16 protein-coding genes and 1 pseudogene are annotated in these 17,179 nt (G+C 67.1%); 3 read left to right on the plus strand and 14 right to left on the minus strand.

Annotation, left to right across the window (positions count from 1 at the left end; all coding sequences use genetic code 11):
- Positions 1–10 precede the first annotated feature (10 nt).
- The 12 genes from HUA76_RS41175 to HUA76_RS41230 all read right to left on the minus strand — a co-directional run bounded on the left by HUA76_RS41175 (position 11) and on the right by HUA76_RS41230 (position 13,468).
- Positions 11–3,802 carry a hypothetical protein gene (locus tag HUA76_RS41175; protein ID WP_174463997.1) on the minus strand — a complete coding sequence of 1,264 codons (3,792 nt, stop codon included), beginning with the start codon at positions 3,800–3,802 and terminating at the stop codon, positions 11–13.
- A 3-nt stretch (positions 3,803–3,805) separates the two neighbouring features.
- Positions 3,806–4,231 carry a GPW/gp25 family protein gene (locus HUA76_RS41180; RefSeq protein WP_174463998.1) on the minus strand — a complete coding sequence of 142 codons (426 nt, stop codon included), beginning with the start codon at positions 4,229–4,231 and terminating at the stop codon, positions 3,806–3,808.
- A gap of 6 nt (positions 4,232–4,237) precedes the next feature.
- Complete coding sequence (locus tag HUA76_RS41185; RefSeq protein WP_141644325.1) at positions 4,238–4,540, minus strand: PAAR domain-containing protein; 303 nt, start codon at positions 4,538–4,540, stop codon at positions 4,238–4,240.
- A 25-nt stretch (positions 4,541–4,565) separates the two neighbouring features.
- A complete protein-coding gene (gene vgrG / locus HUA76_RS41190) occupies positions 4,566–6,365 on the minus strand; it encodes a type VI secretion system tip protein VgrG (RefSeq protein ID WP_174463999.1) in 1,800 nt (599 codons plus the stop codon).
- Positions 6,362–7,063 carry a LysM peptidoglycan-binding domain-containing protein gene (locus HUA76_RS41195; RefSeq protein WP_174457739.1) on the minus strand — a complete coding sequence of 234 codons (702 nt, stop codon included), beginning with the start codon at positions 7,061–7,063 and terminating at the stop codon, positions 6,362–6,364. Before HUA76_RS41195 ends, vgrG begins: the two co-directional genes overlap by 4 nt.
- A 2-nt stretch (positions 7,064–7,065) precedes the next feature.
- Entirely contained in the window at positions 7,066–7,257 is a 192-nt protein-coding gene (locus HUA76_RS41200; protein WP_141644328.1) for a DUF5908 family protein, read from the minus strand.
- Between the two features lie 10 nt (positions 7,258–7,267).
- Positions 7,268–7,798 (minus strand): phage tail protein, encoded by a 531-nt coding sequence (locus HUA76_RS41205; RefSeq protein ID WP_174457738.1) that lies wholly within the window; start codon positions 7,796–7,798, stop codon positions 7,268–7,270.
- Between the two features lie 14 nt (positions 7,799–7,812).
- Positions 7,813–8,265 (minus strand): phage tail protein, encoded by a 453-nt coding sequence (locus HUA76_RS41210; protein WP_141644330.1) that lies wholly within the window; start codon positions 8,263–8,265, stop codon positions 7,813–7,815.
- 57 nt (positions 8,266–8,322) lie between these two features.
- A complete protein-coding gene (locus HUA76_RS41215) occupies positions 8,323–9,879 on the minus strand; it encodes a phage tail sheath C-terminal domain-containing protein (protein WP_174464000.1) in 1,557 nt (518 codons plus the stop codon).
- A 38-nt stretch (positions 9,880–9,917) separates the two neighbouring features.
- Positions 9,918–11,372 (minus strand): hypothetical protein, encoded by a 1,455-nt coding sequence (locus tag HUA76_RS41220; protein WP_174464001.1) that lies wholly within the window; start codon positions 11,370–11,372, stop codon positions 9,918–9,920.
- Positions 11,369–11,971: a DUF4255 domain-containing protein gene (locus HUA76_RS41225; protein ID WP_174457735.1), complete on the minus strand. Its 603-nt coding sequence runs from the start codon at positions 11,969–11,971 to the stop codon at positions 11,369–11,371. The genes HUA76_RS41220 and HUA76_RS41225 overlap by 4 nt, the downstream gene beginning before the upstream one ends.
- A 612-nt stretch (positions 11,972–12,583) precedes the next feature.
- Positions 12,584–13,468, minus strand: coding sequence for an RNA polymerase factor sigma-32 (locus tag HUA76_RS41230; protein WP_141644334.1), 885 nt, complete (start codon positions 13,466–13,468; stop codon positions 12,584–12,586).
- A 305-nt stretch (positions 13,469–13,773) separates the two neighbouring features.
- Here HUA76_RS41230 and HUA76_RS41235 point away from each other — a divergent pair, with 305 nt between their 5' ends.
- A complete protein-coding gene (locus tag HUA76_RS41235) occupies positions 13,774–14,220 on the plus strand; it encodes a hypothetical protein (protein ID WP_174457733.1) in 447 nt (148 codons plus the stop codon).
- 130 nt (positions 14,221–14,350) lie between these two features.
- On the opposite strand, the pseudogene HUA76_RS46630 reads toward HUA76_RS41235, so the two are convergent.
- Positions 14,351–14,551 (minus strand): annotated as a pseudogene (locus HUA76_RS46630) (Imm52 family immunity protein); the annotation flags it as partial.
- A gap of 52 nt (positions 14,552–14,603) precedes the next feature.
- A complete protein-coding gene (locus HUA76_RS41240; RefSeq protein ID WP_174464002.1) occupies positions 14,604–15,545 on the minus strand; it encodes a zinc-binding dehydrogenase in 942 nt (313 codons plus the stop codon).
- A gap of 80 nt (positions 15,546–15,625) precedes the next feature.
- Here HUA76_RS41240 and HUA76_RS41245 point away from each other — a divergent pair, with 80 nt between their 5' ends.
- Both HUA76_RS41245 and HUA76_RS41250 read left to right on the plus strand, forming a co-directional pair.
- The gene (locus HUA76_RS41245) at positions 15,626–16,066 is read left to right on the plus strand and encodes a MarR family winged helix-turn-helix transcriptional regulator (RefSeq protein ID WP_174457731.1); all 441 of its coding nucleotides are present in this window, start codon (positions 15,626–15,628) and stop codon (positions 16,064–16,066) included.
- Positions 16,067–16,552: 486 nt separating this feature from the next.
- Positions 16,553–17,047: a hypothetical protein gene (locus HUA76_RS41250; RefSeq protein WP_141641432.1), complete on the plus strand. Its 495-nt coding sequence runs from the start codon at positions 16,553–16,555 to the stop codon at positions 17,045–17,047.
- The last annotated feature ends 132 nt before the right edge of the window (positions 17,048–17,179 follow it).

The following is a 17,179-nucleotide window of genomic DNA, read 5'->3' on the forward strand; positions in this document are numbered from 1 at the left end:
TCCAGGAGGCTCAGTAGCCCTCCGCCAACGGCTCGGCGGTGGGCGCACCGGCGGCTTGCAGCTCGTGCCGCGTGGCGGAGGTGAGGAAGTACCAGTCGGACTCCAGCGCCTCGGGCGGAGGCGTGTGCCCGAGCTCCAGTGACAGCAGCGCCGCGACATAGGGCCGTGTCTGGATGAACTCCGAGATGTCGGCCTCGGAGCCATACCGTCCCTGCCGCGTGGCGCGGGACGCGTCGTAGAACCACGGCGACAGATACTCCACGAGCTCGCGGTCCAACCGGTCGATGCTCGCGCCGACGTCCTCACCCACGCGGAAGTCCACCAGGGCCTTCACGGTGACGTGCACGTAGAGGGGGTTGACGACGCGAACCTGGGCGAAGGGGCTTGCGCGCTCCTGGAGATAGCCCTCGATGCGCTCCAGCATGTCCGAGGTGACCTGGGGCACGGTGGGGTCCGCCGAAGTCGTCCCATCGCGTCCGGGCACCACGACGACGAGCACCGCGCCGGGCACACCGGACTGGCGCGGCGTATGGGCGGGCAGGGCCTTCACCTTCCAGATGGACGGGAAGCGCTCCAGCACCAGGCGCTCGTAGTCCCACGCGAGCACGGCGCGCTCCTTGTGGCGCAGCCGCTCGGAGGCGCGGGCCTCGAAGGTGCGAGGCGTCTCGGGCGGGCGACCGCCGAAGGACGGCATCGGCTGGGAGATGCTCCCGATGTCGGGCAGCTCCTGCACGGAGAGGGTGATGCTCCCGGCCGGCACGGGCGTGTCCACGTCCACGCCGGGCTCCTGCCGCGTGGACAGCAGGGCGTGCGGCGTGATGTCGAGCGTGCGAGGAAACAACTCCGCGTCGTCCGCCACGGAGGCCCGCATCCACTGAATCGCTGACTCCTCACCCGCCGGCATCAGGTGGCTGCCCTGCGAGCTGAAGGCCGGAAGGCTCAGCGCGAGGATGCCCGTGCCCTGGAAACCTCCGGTCGAATCGAAGAGGACCTGTGACGGCGCGAGCGCCTTCCAGCCCCCCGCCGTGAGCAAGTCCCACCGCACGACGGGCGGCTCACCTGTGCCGGTGAAGGTGCCGCTCAACTGGAACAGCAGCGTGAGCGTCTGCGCAGTGTCCAGCCCCGTGAAGCCCAGGTACAGGTTGGCGGGCGCCTTGAAACGCGGCAGCAGCGACATGGGACGCCGAGTGTCGGACGACACCTCCTGGAATCCCTCGAATGGCAGCAGGTGGAAGAAGCGCGCGTCGTCCAACGTGCAGCGGGCCGAGTAGTGGACGCTCAGCTTCTGGAGCTGGGGCTGCCAGGGAGGATTGGGATACTTCAGGTCCTTCGGAGGCTGCATGCACTCGGTGAGGCACTTCTCGATGCACTCCAGATACTCCTTGCCCGTCTTGCCCGCGCACTTCCCCCGGCACTTCGCGCGACAGCCGAGCGGGTCCGGAATCTCGCCCAGCACCGCGCTGAGCACGTTGACGGTGTAGAGCGAATCACCGAAGGCATAGGACGGCGCGGCCAGCCGCAGCTCCAGCGCGCTGGTGGCGGGGTCGTAGTAGTCGGGCGGCGCGCTGGGGCTGATGTCGAACTGCTCCAGCTGCGTGTCCTGGCACAGCTCGCCCAGCGCGGCGGGCGTGGGATTGGCGCAGTCCTCCTTCGTCCGGAAGAGGTAGCCGCGCACCGCGTCCCACGGCTCCACGCCTCCCTGTGGGGACACGGGCGAGAGCGGCGATGCGAGCGGTTGCAGCGTCCAGGAGCCCGGCTGGAGCACGCGCAGGTCCGCGAGGAAGCTCTGGTTGTCGAAGAGGTCGGTCGAGGTCTTGCCGTCCGGTCCCACCACATAGTCACGGTAGTAGCCGTGAAACCCATCCGAGTTGGAGGGCAGGTTGAACCAGTCCAGGGAGAGGCGCAGGGTGTCGGGCCGCTTGACGAAGAGTTCGGTGTGCCGGATTCGCACGTAGGACCCGACGACGGGTGACGCGCCGAACAGCGGCCAGGGCGTGCTCGGGTCCACTTCCCCCTGCGTGTTCTCCACGCTCACGCCCGACAAGTCGGAGACCCGGACGTGCAGCTCCAGCGTGGAGAAGTCCACCGCGTCCAGCAGCGACACGGGGTGCACTTCGACGCCGGACCTCAACGTGACGGGCTCGGACTTCAGGAGCGCCCGGAGCATGGGCAGGTCCGCGGCGGGGGCGGCGCCATTGGGTACCACGGCGGGCGCGGAGGGCGTCAGCTCGAACCAGAGGCCAAAGCCGCGCACCAACGGCTGCGTCCCGTCCACCGGGTGAGGTGGCGGGAGGATGGCCTCGTAGCGCTCCACCGTCAGCCAGCCCTCGGCGGTGGAGACCTGGAGCGTGAAGGACTCGCGCAGCACCTGGAGGAGTACGCTCTGCGCGTCCAGGCCCGTCGCCGAGGCGAGCGCCGTCAGCAGCGTGCTCAGTCGCTTCGCGGAGGCCGGACCGAGGGGGACCTCCAGCGTCACCACGCGACTGCCGCCCGTCAGCAACAGATAGCGAGAGGCGAGCGCGAAGCCGAGCGTCGCGGGCACGGTGACGGTGGTGGACGTCACGCCCATGCTCCCCGCGCCGAAGGTGGCCCAGCCGGGGAGCCGCTCGTCGGAGGTCGACTCCGCGTCGGTCTGCTCCGGCTCCAGCGGCATCCGCGACGTGAGCACCTGCTGGACGACGGTGAGCGCGTCCTCCTCGCTGGCGAGTGGCGACGTCGGCAGCAGGGGCCCGCGCAGCACGCGCAGCGCCAGCCGCTGGGCGACAGTGGCGGGCGTGACGCCCACCGAGGTGTCCGAGGCGAAGAGGATGTCCTGCCCATCCGGACGCTTGCCCGCGGGAAAGAGGGTGCCCAGAGGGACGAGCGCTTCGCGCACCTCCTCGTCCTCGGCCAGGGTGAACGTGAGGTATGCGCTGTCGGGGAGCGCGGCGCGGTGGCTCAGGCGCAGGACGTCGCGGTGGTAGAAGCCAGCGTACCGGCCCGACACCGTGTTGACGGTGTCCTGCGCGGTGCGGAAGAGCTGCACGAAGGACAGATAGAGCGCCAGGTGCGGCGGATGATTTCCCGTCGCGAGCGCCGCGGGCAGCAGGGTGGCCGTGAGGCCCTGGAGTCGGGACAGCGCATCGAGGAACGGGTCGAGCAACGGCTCCAGCTTCGCCGCCGCCGCGCGAGCCCGCGCTTCCTTCGTGGCGCCCTTGTAGCTGGCGCCGTCCGAGGCGAGCTCCTCCAGCCCCCAGATGGGCAGCATGCCGGCCGTGTCCAGCCGCACCTGCCGCCCGAGCGCCTGGGGCAGCCCCGCGCCCTTCGCCGCGCTCACCAGCGCGCGCAGCGCCGCGGACAGCGGGCCCTCCACGGCGCTGACCAGGCCCTGTCCGAGCAGCCGGGACAGCTCGCCCTGCGCGCCCAGGCCCGTGCCTCGCAACCAGAGGTCGAAGCGCCGGGCCAGTCCGAGGATGAGCTGGAAGGCGTCCGACAGCGTGGTGAAGGCCCGCTCGAAGCCGCGCGCCGAGTCCACCTCCCGCGCGGTGATGAGGAAGCGGTCCTCCACCGCGCTCGCATCCAGCGCGTCGATGGAGGCGAGCACCATCACCGGGTCCGCGAGGAAGAACTCCGACCAGTCTCCGTCTCGCGTGTTCTTCAGGTCATAGAAATAGATGAGCGCGCCGAAGCGGGGCGCGAAGTCGAGCAGCTCCGAGCGCGTGCGCCCGTCCACCGGCGCATACCCCGCTTCCAGGGCCCGCAGCCAGCGGCCCATCTGGCTGGGCGCGTCGTTGATGGCGACCTTCGTGTCGGGCGGGGCCATGGGCTAGGGCCCCTGCACCGGGATGCTGCCCTCCTGGAGATAGAAGGGGTAGACGAGGTTGCTGCGCGTGTTCGTCTGCGTGACGATGTACGAGACGGTGATGGTCAACAATCCATCCGCCGTCGCATCCCGCTGCACCGTCACCGCGTCCACCGCGATGCGCGACTCCCAGTAGAGGATGGCCTGCTGGACGTAGTCCTGAATCTGCCGCGTCAGCGTGGTGTTGATGCTGCGGAAGACCATCTGCCGCAGCTCGCAGCCGTAGTTCGGGAGCATGACGCGCTCCCCCAGCGAGGTGGACAGGAGCACCCAGAGGCTCTCGCGGATGTCCTGGTCATCGCTGACCATGAGCACGCCGCCGGAGCGCCGGGAGAAGGTGGGCGGGAAGCTCCACCCGGTACCGAGGAACGAGGGGGCCTTGGTCTCCATGGCGCCTCAGCCTCCAATCATCACCGTGGGAAACCCCACGAGGATGGTGCCGCCGTGGGCCGTCTTGTCCCCGAGCCGCGCGGCGGGAAGTCCCATCACCTTCACCGTCGTGGAACCCTTCATGACGGCGTCCGGTGGCCCCACGCAGATGGCGATGTCGCCGACCTTCGCGGCGGGCAGCCCGCCAATCAGCACCGTGGGCGCGCCGGGGCCAGCGATGGGGCCTCCGACGTGAGGCACCTGCACGGGGCCCACGGGGGTTGTCATCGGGCACTGATGGAAGTCCGTGACGCGGGCGGCGGGAGGCATGGGGCGCACCTTTCGGGGACAGCGCTCAGTTGATTTTCACCAGCGAGCCGCGGACGGTGAGGATTCCACCGGACTTCACCTCGGTCTGGGTATTGCCGCTGGCGGAGAAGCTCACGGACGCCTTGTTCGCCACCTGCTTGCCGCTCACGGAGACGTTGCCCGTGGCTTCCAGCGTCAGGTTGGCGCCCGCCTTCACCGCGACGTTTCCCTTCGCGGTGATTTTCACGTCCTTGCCGCTGTCCAAGGCGATACCGCCCTTGGACAGGGACACGGTGTTGCCGTTGCTGTCTTGAATGGAGATGGCGCCGGACGAGTCGTCCAGCTTCACGATGTGATTGCCGGGCGTCTTGATGACGATGACCTTCTTCTCGTCATCGAACGACAGCTCCAGCTTGGAGCGCGTGACGACCGCCTTGCGCGTGTTCTTCTCGTCGGGCGCGGACGCCGGCGCGTGCTGCTTGCTGTACACGGAGCCGAGGATGACGGCGTGGCGCGGGTCCTCGTTCATGAAGCCCACCACCACCTCGTCGCCGACCTCCGGATAGAACAGCGCCCCCACGCCGCTGGATGCATAGAATGTCGCCAGCCGCGCCCACACGCCCTTGCTCGGCTCCTGGAGCAGCGGCAGGCCCACCTGCACGCGCAGCTCGCCGCCGGGGTCCTTGGCCACCTGCTGCACCACGCCCGTCTGCAGCCCTTTTATCGGCGGGAGCTGTCCGGCCGCGTCCGGCGCCGCGATGTCGGGGTTCTCCACGGTGAACCAGCGCGGCGACAGGCCGAAGTCCGCCGCCGTCATCCAGCGCCCGTCCTCGATGTGGTGGTGCACGGCGCTGATGAAGGCGACGCCGTTGAAGCGCGGCCCCACGCCCCCCAACTCCAGCATCTTCCCCACATGCGCCAGCGCGCTGCCGTGGAAGCGCACCGAGCCGCGAATCTTCGCCAGCTTCGACAGGAGCAGCTCCGCGGAGGCCCAGTCCTGGAGGTCCGCGGACTGCAGCTCCGCGCCCGTCTGGAGCGCGAACTTCTTCGCGCCGAACACCTTCGCCAGGTCCGCGGAGGTGACGTTGCCCTGCTCCTTCACGGAGACACTGCGCGGTCCAGACTCGATGAGCTTCTGCGCGCCCGCGTCCCAGGTGTAGCCCTTGATGGAGGACGCGTCGAGCTGGGTGGTGGCGTCCATCTCCACCTGGAGGTCCAGGATGGAGCGGCCATAGGTGAGGTTCAGCACGGGCGCCTGGGAGGTGTTGGGCGGGGCCACCGTCACCTCGCCGCCGTCCGCCATGACGACCAGGCCGTTGAGCTGCGCCCGTGTCACCATCAAATCCCAGTCGGTGGCGTAGTACTGGACGATTTCCTCGTGCACCCCTGTCGTGGCCGTCACGTCGCTGGCCAGCCCGTTGCGCGACAGCAGCGTCTGGATGAGCGCGCTGTCCTTCACCTTCTCGAAGAAGCCGCTCTTGCGCTCCAGCGTCATCTTCATCGCCTCGTCGGTCAGCTCCACCACGAGCTTGGAGCCGGAGGACTGGTCAATCTCCAGGCCCTGGCTGGACACGATGCCCTTGAAGATGCGCGTGTTCACTCCGTCGTAGCCGGCGGAGATGACCACCTTGGCCCCGGGGATGAAGATGTCCTGGCTGCTGATGGGGAACAGGCCCGTGGACGCGCTGCCGTCGAACAGCACCAGCTTCGCGCGCGGCAGCTTGTTGACACCCAGCCACGTGTCCACGCTGAGGACCTGGTACGTCTTGGGGATGACCTCACCGTTCGACTCGATGGTGAACGTCGCCAGCGCTCCTTCGTTCTTCTCCGGATAGGGCGTGGTCATGCCTGGCTCCCCTGCAGCGGCGGGAACATCAGCTGCGAGCCCACGGTGAGCCGCCGGAAGTCCGACAGCCCGTTGACCTTCGCCACCTCCAGATACAGCGTGCTGGAGCCGTAGATGCGGAAGCACATCAACGGCAGCGTGTCTCCCGCCTGCACCGTGCGCACGTGCGTCAGGTCCGGCGAGTTCATCCGCGCCTTGAGCGCCAGCTCCACCTCGTCGTTGTAGCCAAGGAAGGTCCCCTTGGCCCGCGCGCGCAGCGGCGTGCCGTCCGGCTTGAACAGCGTGTACGTCATGCTCAGCTTGGACAGCCGGCACTTGAACAGGAACGTGCCCCACGACAGCTTCAGGTAGTTGGGGCTGTGGATGTTCCCGTTGTAGGTGAAGACCAGGTTCTTGAACTTGGACACCTGCTCGGCGATGCCGTCGTCGGTGAAGGGCATCAGTCCTGGCAGCGGACTGGGGACGACTCCGGTGCCGTCGAACACCAGCTCCAGCTCCACCGTGTCCGCGGGAATCCGGTTGAAGTCCGGCGAGCCACCGGGGCTGCCCTGGGTCTGGTTGTCGTTGTACTTGACGCAGTAGGTCTGCGAGTACGACGCCGGGTTGATGTACACGGTGTAGCTGCCGACCTCCGACGTGAAGTCGGACTTCTGGTAGGCGATGACGTTCATCTTCTCGAGGCTGCCGGAGAACCCCATCGCTACCGCTCCTGTCGCGCCTTCAAGACCTGGAGGACGCGGCGCACGCAGTCCTCCACCAGCTTCTGGTGCGCCTGCTTCTCGTCGTCGCAGCCGCAGTCGCCCACGGGCGTGCTGGGCGTCTCCGGAATCGCCTCGCCGGAGCCGCCCCGCACGCTCATCTGGATGCCGACCTCGTTGACTTCCAGGGCCATGGCGCGCGCCTCACATCAGCCGGGACGTGAGCTGGGCCAGCTTGACGGCGACAGAGGCCGGGCTGCCCAGATTCACGCGCTCGAAGTAGTTGTAGGACAGCTCCAGCGACTCCGTGAGGATGCGGTTCTCCTGGGAGCTCATCGGGGACACCTCCCAGCGCAGCGGCCAGGCGTTGATGAAGCCCCACGCCACCAGCGGCAGGCCATCCTCGTTGAGCAGCAGCACGAGGATGTTCTGTGGCAGGAGCGGCAATGACAGCCCCGAGCCCACGCTTTGTCCGAACCACTCCGCCAGGAACGAGTCCCGCGTCACCACGCCCCGCTTGAGCACCAGGTTTGAGTACCTGGCGGCCTTGGGCAGCTTGTGCGTGAAGCGATTCTCGCCCCCCTCGGTGACGTCCTCCGTGTCCCAGCGGGCCTCGATGCCGGAAATCTCCTGGAAGGAGGCATCCAAATCGCTCGCCGCCGCGAGCAGGGTCGCGGAGCCGAGGACGGAGACGCTGAAGTAGAACGCGCCTGGCGGATAGTAGGGTTCGGACATGGCGATGGCTGTGATTACGGCGCGGCGACGACGAGCGTTTCGAAGGCGACCTCGAGCGACTCCACGGCGACCTCGTTGCCTTCCGACTTGAGGTCCGTGCCGGAGAGCTTCGTGGGCCACGCGTTGTTCAGGGTCCACGTCATCTTCGGTGCGCCCTGCTCATCCAGCAGACTGATGATGACCGTCCGCCGGGCAATCGTGTTCATCTTGATTTCGTTGTACCAATCCCAGAAGCGGGCATCGTTGATGAAGATGCCCTTGCGCATCTTCACGTTGCCGACCTTGCCCAGTCCCGGCATCTTGATGGGAAAGAAGCTGGGGTTGTTGCCGTGCCGGTACTCGATGACCTGCGTCTCCGTCTCCAGGCCATCCACTTCCTGGAAGCTGACGGACGTGTCGTCCCCCAACTGGACGGAGAAATAGAATTTCGGCAACGGCCAGATATCGTTTTGGACTTCTCCTGCCATGGCGGCTCCTCGGTGAATTCGTGAAGGGTGGAATCAGTCGTCGAAGTCGGGCGGGCGCTACGCGCTGGCGCCTTCCATCTTCTGCTTGAAGGTCAGCTCGATGAACTCCGCGGGGCGGATCATCTGCAGGGTGACCTGGACGACCATGTAGCCCTCCAACACGTCCTGGGCCGTCATGGTGCTGCCGAGGCCGCACTCCACGCTGAACGCATCCGACGCGGTGGCGCCCAACAGGCCTCCCTGGGACCACAGCCCCTGGAGGAAGCTGGACACCATGGACGTGACGGAGGCCCAGGTGTTGCCGTCGTTGGCGGCGAAGACGAAGCGGTCCAACGCGGCCTTGATGGACTGCTCGGCGTACGTGAGGGTGCGGCGCACCTGGATGTAGCGCCAGTCATTGCTGTTGCCGTCCAGCGTGCGCGCGCCCCAGACGACGGAGCCCCGGCCCACGAACTCGCGCACGGCGTTGACGGCCTTGCCATCCACCGGGACGTTGAGGTCCGCCTGCTGCTCGTTGTTGAGCTTGAACGTGGTGCTGGTGACACCGGTGAGGCTGACGTTGGCCGGCGCGTTCCACACGCCCCGGTTGGCGTCGTTCCAGGTGTAGATGCCCGCCATGGCGCCGCTGGACGGAAGCACATCGTCCTTGCGGGAGATGATGCGCAGCATGTCCGTGAGGAGCGGCAGCGCGGCGGTGAGGTTCTGGTTCAGCACCTGGATGTCCTCGGGCGCCGTCACCGTGCCAATCTTGGCGATGTCCGCGTCCACCGCCGTCTTGCGCGAGGGCGCGTTGGTGTAGAGGTTGGCGCTCTCCGCCAGCAGGATGGTCTTGAGCGTCGCGTCCGTCTGGATGTTGGTGTAGTCGAAGTCGCTCAGCTCCTGCACCGTGGTGTGCAGGAAGGGGAAGTACGTCATCCCGTAGTTGAGGAACTTGCTGCCCAGCACGCCCCGGTAGTCGGAGATGACGGTGGGCAGGGTCGTCTGCGTGACGCTGGCGGAGCCATACACGTCCAGCACGGCCACGCGGTCCTGCAGCGCGCCGCACTGGGCGAGCATGGCGGTGGCCACCGTCCCGTAGTCCGCCAGCGCCGCCAGGTTCACCGCGTCCGGCACCACGAGCATGGTGGGGCCCACCTGCTCGGCGATGATGTCCAGGCCGCCGACGAGCGTGGGCGCATCCAGCGTGCTCGTGTAGTCGCCGACGGAGACGATGTACGCGGTGCCGCCGCCGTTGGCGTAGAACAGACGCAGGCTGTTGAAGAGGACGTACTTGGTGCCCGCCTTGGGGACCAGGTCGTAGTACTTCCAGCCGGGCGTGGCGCCGGCGCTGTCATACACCTTGAAGTCGTAGTCACCCGACTTCTGCTTGGTGGTGTCGGTGACCTCGGTGAGGTCGAACGTCGGATCCGGCGCCCCGCCGAAAATCTGCTGGTAGTCGGCCAGCGAGTTGATGAGGACGGGCTTGTTGGGAATGGGCTTGCCGCTGAGCGTCGCCGTCTTGGTGTAGCCGATGAACGCGGGCACCGCCGTCTGGATGCCGACGACGGAGGGCGGGAAGGCGTCCAACTCGGTGACATAGACGCCGGGGGTTTTACGGGCTGTCCTGATGGGCATCGGGTCCTCTCTTCGCTTCGTGGGTGGGGCTTCGGGGTTCAGAGGTTCAGGTAGATGTCCGAGTAATCCCGCCGATCGAGGGGGGAGGGCCGTGGCCCCTGGGGCATGCCGGAAGGTCTGGTGCCGCGCGGGACACCGGGGAGCGGGCCCACCCGGGGCAGCACCAGCGCGGGCGAGGCCACGGGCACGTTGGACATCAGCGTGCTCTCGAAGAGGCTCTGTTCGCGCGTCCCCTGGAGTTCGAAGACGTAGTCGGGGACCTCCTGCAGCGGCAGGTCCTGGTCCGCGATGAAGCGGTAGGTCACTCCCGCGCCGGGGACCTGGACGGGCACCGGGCCGGAGAAGGTGACGGGCTGGGACGAGCCCACGTCGAGCAGTCGCAGCGCGTCGTAGCGGACGCCCTGGGGCGGCACGACGAAGTAGCACCAGCGGGTCTTCCGCCGCTCGAAGCGCAGCTCGGCGCGCAGCGGGACGACGCGGGTCTGCTCCGCGCCCAGGTGCAAATCACACAGGGGATACAGGCCCGTGTCGTCGGGGTTCGGCTTGGCCAGCACCAGGTCGAGGAAGGCCAGCGGCGTCGGGTACGCCTGGGTGTAGAGGACCTTGCTCTCGACGAGTATCCCGCCGTCGAGGTCGAGCTGGCGGACGGTGTAGAGGCCCTCGGGCAGGGCCGCGAGGTCCAGGTAGGCGAAGTCGCCCACGCGCTGCTCGGGAATGCCGGGCCCGCGCGCCACGCGCACCTGCTGACAGGAGATGGCGGAGGGCGCCTGCTTCCCCAGGAGCAGCGTGACCGGGATGCTGCACGGCTTGCAGAGGACCTCCTCCCCCGAGATGTCGAGCAGGACGATTTCGGCGGTCTCCGGGAGCAGCGGCACCTGCATCTGCACCTGGGCCACGCGCTGTCGGCTGGCGGCGGTGACCTGCTCGCCCGGGTTGAGCAGGATGGGCAAGGTCCTGGTGGCCGTGCAGTGGAGTTCCTGGTCCGTGGGCTCCGGCGGCTGTCCGGCGAAGTGGGCCTGGCGGTTGCTGAAGTAGAGGTTGTCCGAGGCGGGCTGGAAGTCGCTGGGCAGGTCGGTGAAGTTGACGAAGAAGGGCGTGTCGGGAATCAGCACGAAGGACAGCCACGTCCACTGGCCCGCCTTCTCGCGTCGCTCCATCGCCTTGAGCAACTGCGCGCGGCGGTTGAAGTCGTAGAGGACGGAGAAGGCCGTGCCCTCGTCGCGGAAGAGCAGGCCCAGGTCCCTGAGCGTCGCCGCCGTCGCCGCCGTGGGCCGGCAGACCAGGGCCGGACAGCGCCCCTCGGAGCGGTTGAAGTAGGTGTGCCGCAGGTCCACCGACAGCAGTCGCTCGAAGGTGTAGCGGCGCGGCGGCACGTCATAGTCGTCGAGCGACTCGTTCGTGGCCAGGGCCCTGGCGAGGCGGGGCAGGTCGCCCTGCCGCAGCCGCAGGGGGCCATCCAGGGAGCGCTCGTTGGCGCGTCGGAAGCGCCTCATGGCTGCATCCCCTGGGGCCGGCCGGGCGCTTCGACACCCTTGGCCGCGGACACCTGGCCCTGCATGGCCTCGCCCCGGTAGGGAATCATCCGGACCTTGTAGAAGACGGAGGGGAGGTACTTCACACCCGCCAGCCCCATCAGGTGGTTGAGGCCCAGGAGGTCCAGGTCGACGAACTCGAACGTGAGCTTGTCGATGTCCGGGTCCAGCCCCGGCAGGCTCTGCTGGGTGAACCAGGGTGTCTGCTGGAAGAAGCTGATGACGTGGGAGATGGCCTCCAGCCCCACGGGGTACGCCTGGTCCTCGAAGTTGGCGTACAGCAGGACGAAGAGGTCGATGAAAAGCGGTGGCGCGATGAGGCCGTACGCGTCCGGCGACACGGGCACGTTGCGGTTGTAGGTGCTGACGATGGTCTCGTGCCGGATGTTCGCCAGGAACATCACCACCGCGTCTCGCGCGGGCGCCGCGGGACGCCCTTCGCTGTCCGTCAGGTTGGAGAGGACGACCCACGGCTCCTGCCGGGGCGCCGCCTCCGCGTTCCGGATGAACTCATCCAGACGCCTGCGGACCAGCTCCAAGGTGCCTCCCAGCTTGCCCAAGACGAGACTCCTCCAGCACGCGCGCCGGGCGTGTCTGTGATTGATGAGGGTGGTGAGACCCGGAGGGCCGCCGGGGTTTTCGCGAGCGAAGATCCAACCGCCGACCGTTCGCCACAGCCGCTGAATGGTTCACGCGAAGATTGATTCGCGAGATGGTCAAACAGTAACAGGGAAAGCCAGTGTGTCAATGGGGGTGGGTTTGTCTGACTTGGTGAGGAGGATGTCTGTTGAAACCCCGTGCGTCTGTATTTGATGTCACGCGAAGGGGCGGATTCCGGCGGTGCGCTTCGCGGGCGTCAGCGCACGTAGGACGTCCTGCCCCCGAGGCGCGCGGAGCATGGACGTGGAATCAGGGGACTGACCTGGAGGGTTCGCGGGAGGGGCCGTCCCGGACAGCGGGCCTCGGGTGGGGAGGCCGCGCGTCGACGGGAAAGGGCCCACGGCGCCGCGCGGGCCGGATTTTCGGCCTCGCGCGCATTTCCGGAGGAGGAGGTCGGGTGGACCCCCGGCGAGCAGGCCAGGGACGTAGGGCCTGGAAACGAATGAGTCCGCCCTTCTTTCGAAAGGCGGACTCGATGTGAGTCAGCGACCCCGTGAGGGCGTCGGTGCGGGTCAGGCGAGGGCGGCGGCGTCCAGGCCCGCGTCGGCCATCAGGAGGGCCAGCTCCGCCTTGAGCTTGTCCTTGGCGCGAATCTCGAGCTGACGGGCGCGCTCGCGGGAGAAGCCGAAGTGCTCGCCCAGCTCGCTGAGCGTCATCTCCGCGTCACCCATCACCCGGTTCTCGATGATGAAGCGCTCGCGCGGGTCCAGGCGGCGCAGGGCGCGCTGCACGAGGTCGCGGGTGAGGCCCGCCTGCTGGCGGTCGGCCACCTCGTCCTCGTGGGACGCGGCGGAGGACTCGACGAAGTCCAGGTGGGTGGCGTCGCCGTCCTCGCCCACGGGCGCGTCGAGCGACAAGTCCCGGCCGCCCATGCGCTGCTCCATCTCGCGCACCTCGGAGGCCTTCACGTTCAGCCTGCGGGCAATCTCCTCCGCGTTGACGACGCTCGCGTCGCCGGCGCCCATGCGCTCCAGCTCGCGGCGGGTGCGCGCCAGGCTGAAGAACAGCCGGCGCTGCGCCTGCGTCGTGCCCAGCTTCACCAGGCTCCAGTTGCGCAGGATGCAGTTCTGGATGTACGCGCGAATCCACCACACCGCGTAGGAGATGAGGCGGATGCCCTTGTCCGGGTCGAACTTCTGCACGGCCTTCATCAGGCCGATGTTCGCCTCCTGGATGAGGTCCGACATCTTCAGGCCGTAGGAGCGGTACTCGTAGGCCACCTTCACCACGAAGCGCAGGTTGGCCGTGACGAGCTGGTGGCCGGCCATCAGGTCTCCCCCGCGAAAGCGGCGCGACAGCTCCTGCTCCTTCGGCTGCGTCAGCAGCGGGTACTGGTTGATCTCCGAGAGGTACGTGGAGAGGGAATCCGGGGAGGAGAAGTGGGAGGTTTCCTGCATGGCGTCTCTCGGGGAAGGGGGCCGGTGGGAGCCGCGCGTCGGCGGCACGGGACGGGTCCTTCGCAATGCATGTGCCACGGCCCTTCCCAAGCGTTCCCAAGTGAATGCGCGGGTTTGCATCAAGGGGGGAGGGTGCTTAAGGGCGGCACCCTTTCGTTTTTACAGGGGGGTATTTCGAAGACTCTTCCGACTGTCTTCCGGCCGACAGTGGGAGCGGGTGGGGCACGTGGCGGCATCCAGGCGAGCGAGGTGGCGGTTGTGCGACGTGCGTCCCTGTCTCGCCCCGTCATCGCCACCTTGGGGGGATGGAGAACCTGTTCCAGCTCTTCGCGGTGTCCGCGGTGGTGATGGGGGTGTCGCAGACCATCGCCCGCGAGCGCATCTTCGCGCCGCTGCGCGAGCGGCTGGGTGGCAAGGACACGTGGTGGGGATATCTGGCGTCGTGTCCCTACTGCCTGTCGCACTACGTGGCCTTCGTGCTGGTGCCGCTCACGGGGACGTACGCCATCGACGTGGTGGTGGGTGGTTGGCCTGGGTGGGCGTTGGAGTGGTTGCTGTCCTCGCTGCTCGTCACCGTCATCGCCGCCTTCTTCCGGGTCATCTTCTGGTTCGTGGATGAGAGCCAGGGGCTGGTGCGGCGGCGGCAGCGGACGGAAGAGGAGGAGACCGCGACGAAGCGGCTGGTGAGGAAGCAGGTGGAGCAGCAGGTCTCCGAGGAGCCCCACGAGCCGCTTCCTCCGTCACGGCACTGAGGGGCGGCGCGGGACTACCCGTGCCCCTGGCATCATGAGAAGAACGCTCCCCTCCGAGATTCCTCGAACGTGCCGGTATCCTCGAATTTCGATACGTCGTCCCGATGATTGTCGGACGTGAAGACGCCCATTCAGGGTCCCATGCCAGCACCATCGTGCTCGTCACTTGGGTGAGCACAGCCGCTGAAAGGAGGCGCTCAGTGGCATCTCCTTTTGCTGGAGGGGTCAACACAGCGGTCCACGGTCTCAGGCGATGGAGAACCACAGGAGATGTTGACCACGCTGCTCGCGTTCGACTCCCCATTCCCCGCCGCGAAGAAGATCTCGCCATCCGCTAACTGATACTTCTTCTTTGTCGACGAGCCGGAGAGCGGAGACAGCCCTCATGGAGTCAGGACGATGCGCTCGTTCGTGTGCGTTGCTTCGGTCCACGCTCGCTCCACGTCGGAGAGAGGCATCGCCTTCACATCGAGGTGAAACGTACCGCGCGCAATCTCTTTCACGAGCGCCGGCAGTTCCTTGACGATATCGCGACCTGGCACCGACCCAAGCCCACTGCCGATCAGCTGGAGACGCGAAGCACGCAAAAGGGCTGCCGGAATGGCGGCGGTCTGCCCTGCAACCGAGCCAATTTCAACCCATGCAAGCGGTCGCTCTCGGTCCGCACGTGCTCTGACAACCATGTCCATGGCCTGTGGCGTACTTTCCCCCCAGATGAAGTCGAGCACGACATCGACCTCGCGTGCGAGGGACCCCAGTCGAGCATCCCCCAGCGCCACAACCTCCGTCGCACCGAGTCCGGGCAGCTTCGCGAGCTTCTTCTCATCACGACCTGTCGCGATGATCTGCCGCGCCCCCAGGTGCCGGGCTATCTGCACGGCCATGCTTCCAGCATTCCCCGTGGCTCCCAGGATGAGGACCTTCTGCCCCTTCTTGAAGGGCACTCGACATCGCAGCGCGAGCCATGCCCCCATGGCGGGGTTCATCGCCGCCGCGACGGTCATCGCATCGATATCGCGCGGGAGCACGATGCTGTGGTCGACCTCTATCACCACCTTCTCGGCCATCGAGCCTGTCTGCGTGCCGTCGACCACGAAGTAGCGCAGCTTGCCGTCAGCACCGCGCCCAACGCCGTCGACACCCGGGATGAGCGGGAGGACGCTGGTACTCGTGTAGTGCGAGCCCTCGGCCCTCGCGCGGGTGAGATGATGCAGACCGACAGCGAGCACGTCGACGAGCAACTCGTCACGGCCCTTGGGAACGGGGTCAGCGAAGTCTTCGTAGCGCGGTGGGTGCTCGAACGAGGTGATGACGGCGGCTTTCATGAATTCCCCTCCACTGGAGTAGATTCGTAGTGCGAACTAAATTTGATTCGTAATACGAACTACGTCAAGATGAATCCCCAATGAAGAAGCCAACACAATCCTCCGTGCCCAACGAGGGGCTGGTGGACGCCCTCGTACGCGCCGCCTTCGTCACGACCTCCGTGCTCAACAGGCTCGGCGCCGAAAACGACCTGTCCCTCACCCTGCTTCGAGTCTGCGGAATACTCCGGGACCGGCGCCTCCGCATGGTCGCGCTCGCCGACTATCTGGGCCTTGAGAAGTCGACGATGACGGGACTCATCGACCGGGCTGAGAAGAGAGGGCTCGTAGCGCGCTCGCCAAGCGCGGAAGACGGCAGGGCCATCGACGTCTTTCTAACGAACCAGGGCGCGGAGCTCGTCGAGCGCCTGTATTCACAAGTCCAACAGGCGCTCGCACCACTCACGGAGCGGCTCAACACCGCGGACCAGCAGCGCCTCCAAGCTCTGCTTCTGCGGATGCTCGACGCTCCGGACAGCTGAGGCGTAGCCCTTGAGGTCGGAGGCGACCAGGGAGTCGTTCAGGCAATTCAGGTGCTCGCATGCAAGGAGTTCGTCGGAGCTCTTCGACAGACAGAACTTCTCGTTGCAGGCAATGCGGTGCGCGGTCCTCCTTCCCTCGTTGTCGATGGGGCCCTCCACCTGCGGGGGATTCGCTTCCGGGGCGGCGGCCCCGGGGACCTTGGGACCTGGCCGTGAGGACGGCCTCCATGCGCTCAGGGGGCTTCGAGAATGTGCAACCCAGAATTCAGGGATTGCCCTGCCCAGGCACGCAAGTGCAGACTCCCGTCGCTCTCGATTCACAAGGTGATGCGGATGCGGCCCGGTGTCGTTGTGGGTGGTATCTCGCATTCCCATGTGGATTCGGGCGCCGGGGCTTGCGCGTCGTGGCGATGCCTCGCGAATCCATGGGCCGTGTGATGGCTGTGTGACATTGACGCATTGAATGACGACGACGGGGGTATTGGCATGCGAATGCAATTCGATGTGCGCCTGGTTTGTGCCGCATTCCTGGTGGCGACGACGCTGTCGGCCTGTGGCGCTGAGTCGCCGGGCGGCGACGGCCTCACTTTGGAGAGCCGCGAAGCGGAGCTGTCGTGTCAGGTGACGCAGCAGTGCACCAACACCACGGTGTCCTGCGGCTCCGCGAGCGGTGTCTGTACCTCCGGGGTGGACAACGGAGGATGGGTGGAGTGCGATGGCACGCGGACCTACTGTCCCTCGGTCACCGCTTGCACGTGTCAGCCCGAGCGACGCGTGGTCGCAGGGTACGGAGTCCACCCGCGGTGCGCTGGGGCCTATCTCTCGGCGAGCCGGGATGCCCGCGAGAACGCGGCGGCTCAGTGCCCTCGGGGCGTCTGCAACGCCGTGGAGGAGAGGGGCGAGTGCTTCGCGACGCCGGAGGAGGCCAACGCGGACGTGACGCTGACCTTCTCCTGCATGGGACCTCCGAACTGCCAGTGAGAGGCGCCGCTTGAGGGAGGGTGATGCCCGAACGCCTGAGGGCCTCGGGCGTCACCCTCCGCTGGCTTCTGGGCACGCGGGCAGTGCCACCAGCGGATGGGGTTTCATCGAAGGCCTGAGGGAAAACGCGCG

This window comes from Myxococcus sp. CA056, from assembly GCF_013336715.1.
GTDB classification, from domain to species: domain Bacteria; phylum Myxococcota; class Myxococcia; order Myxococcales; family Myxococcaceae; genus Myxococcus; species Myxococcus llanfairpwllgwyngyllgogerychwyrndrobwllllantysiliogogogochensis.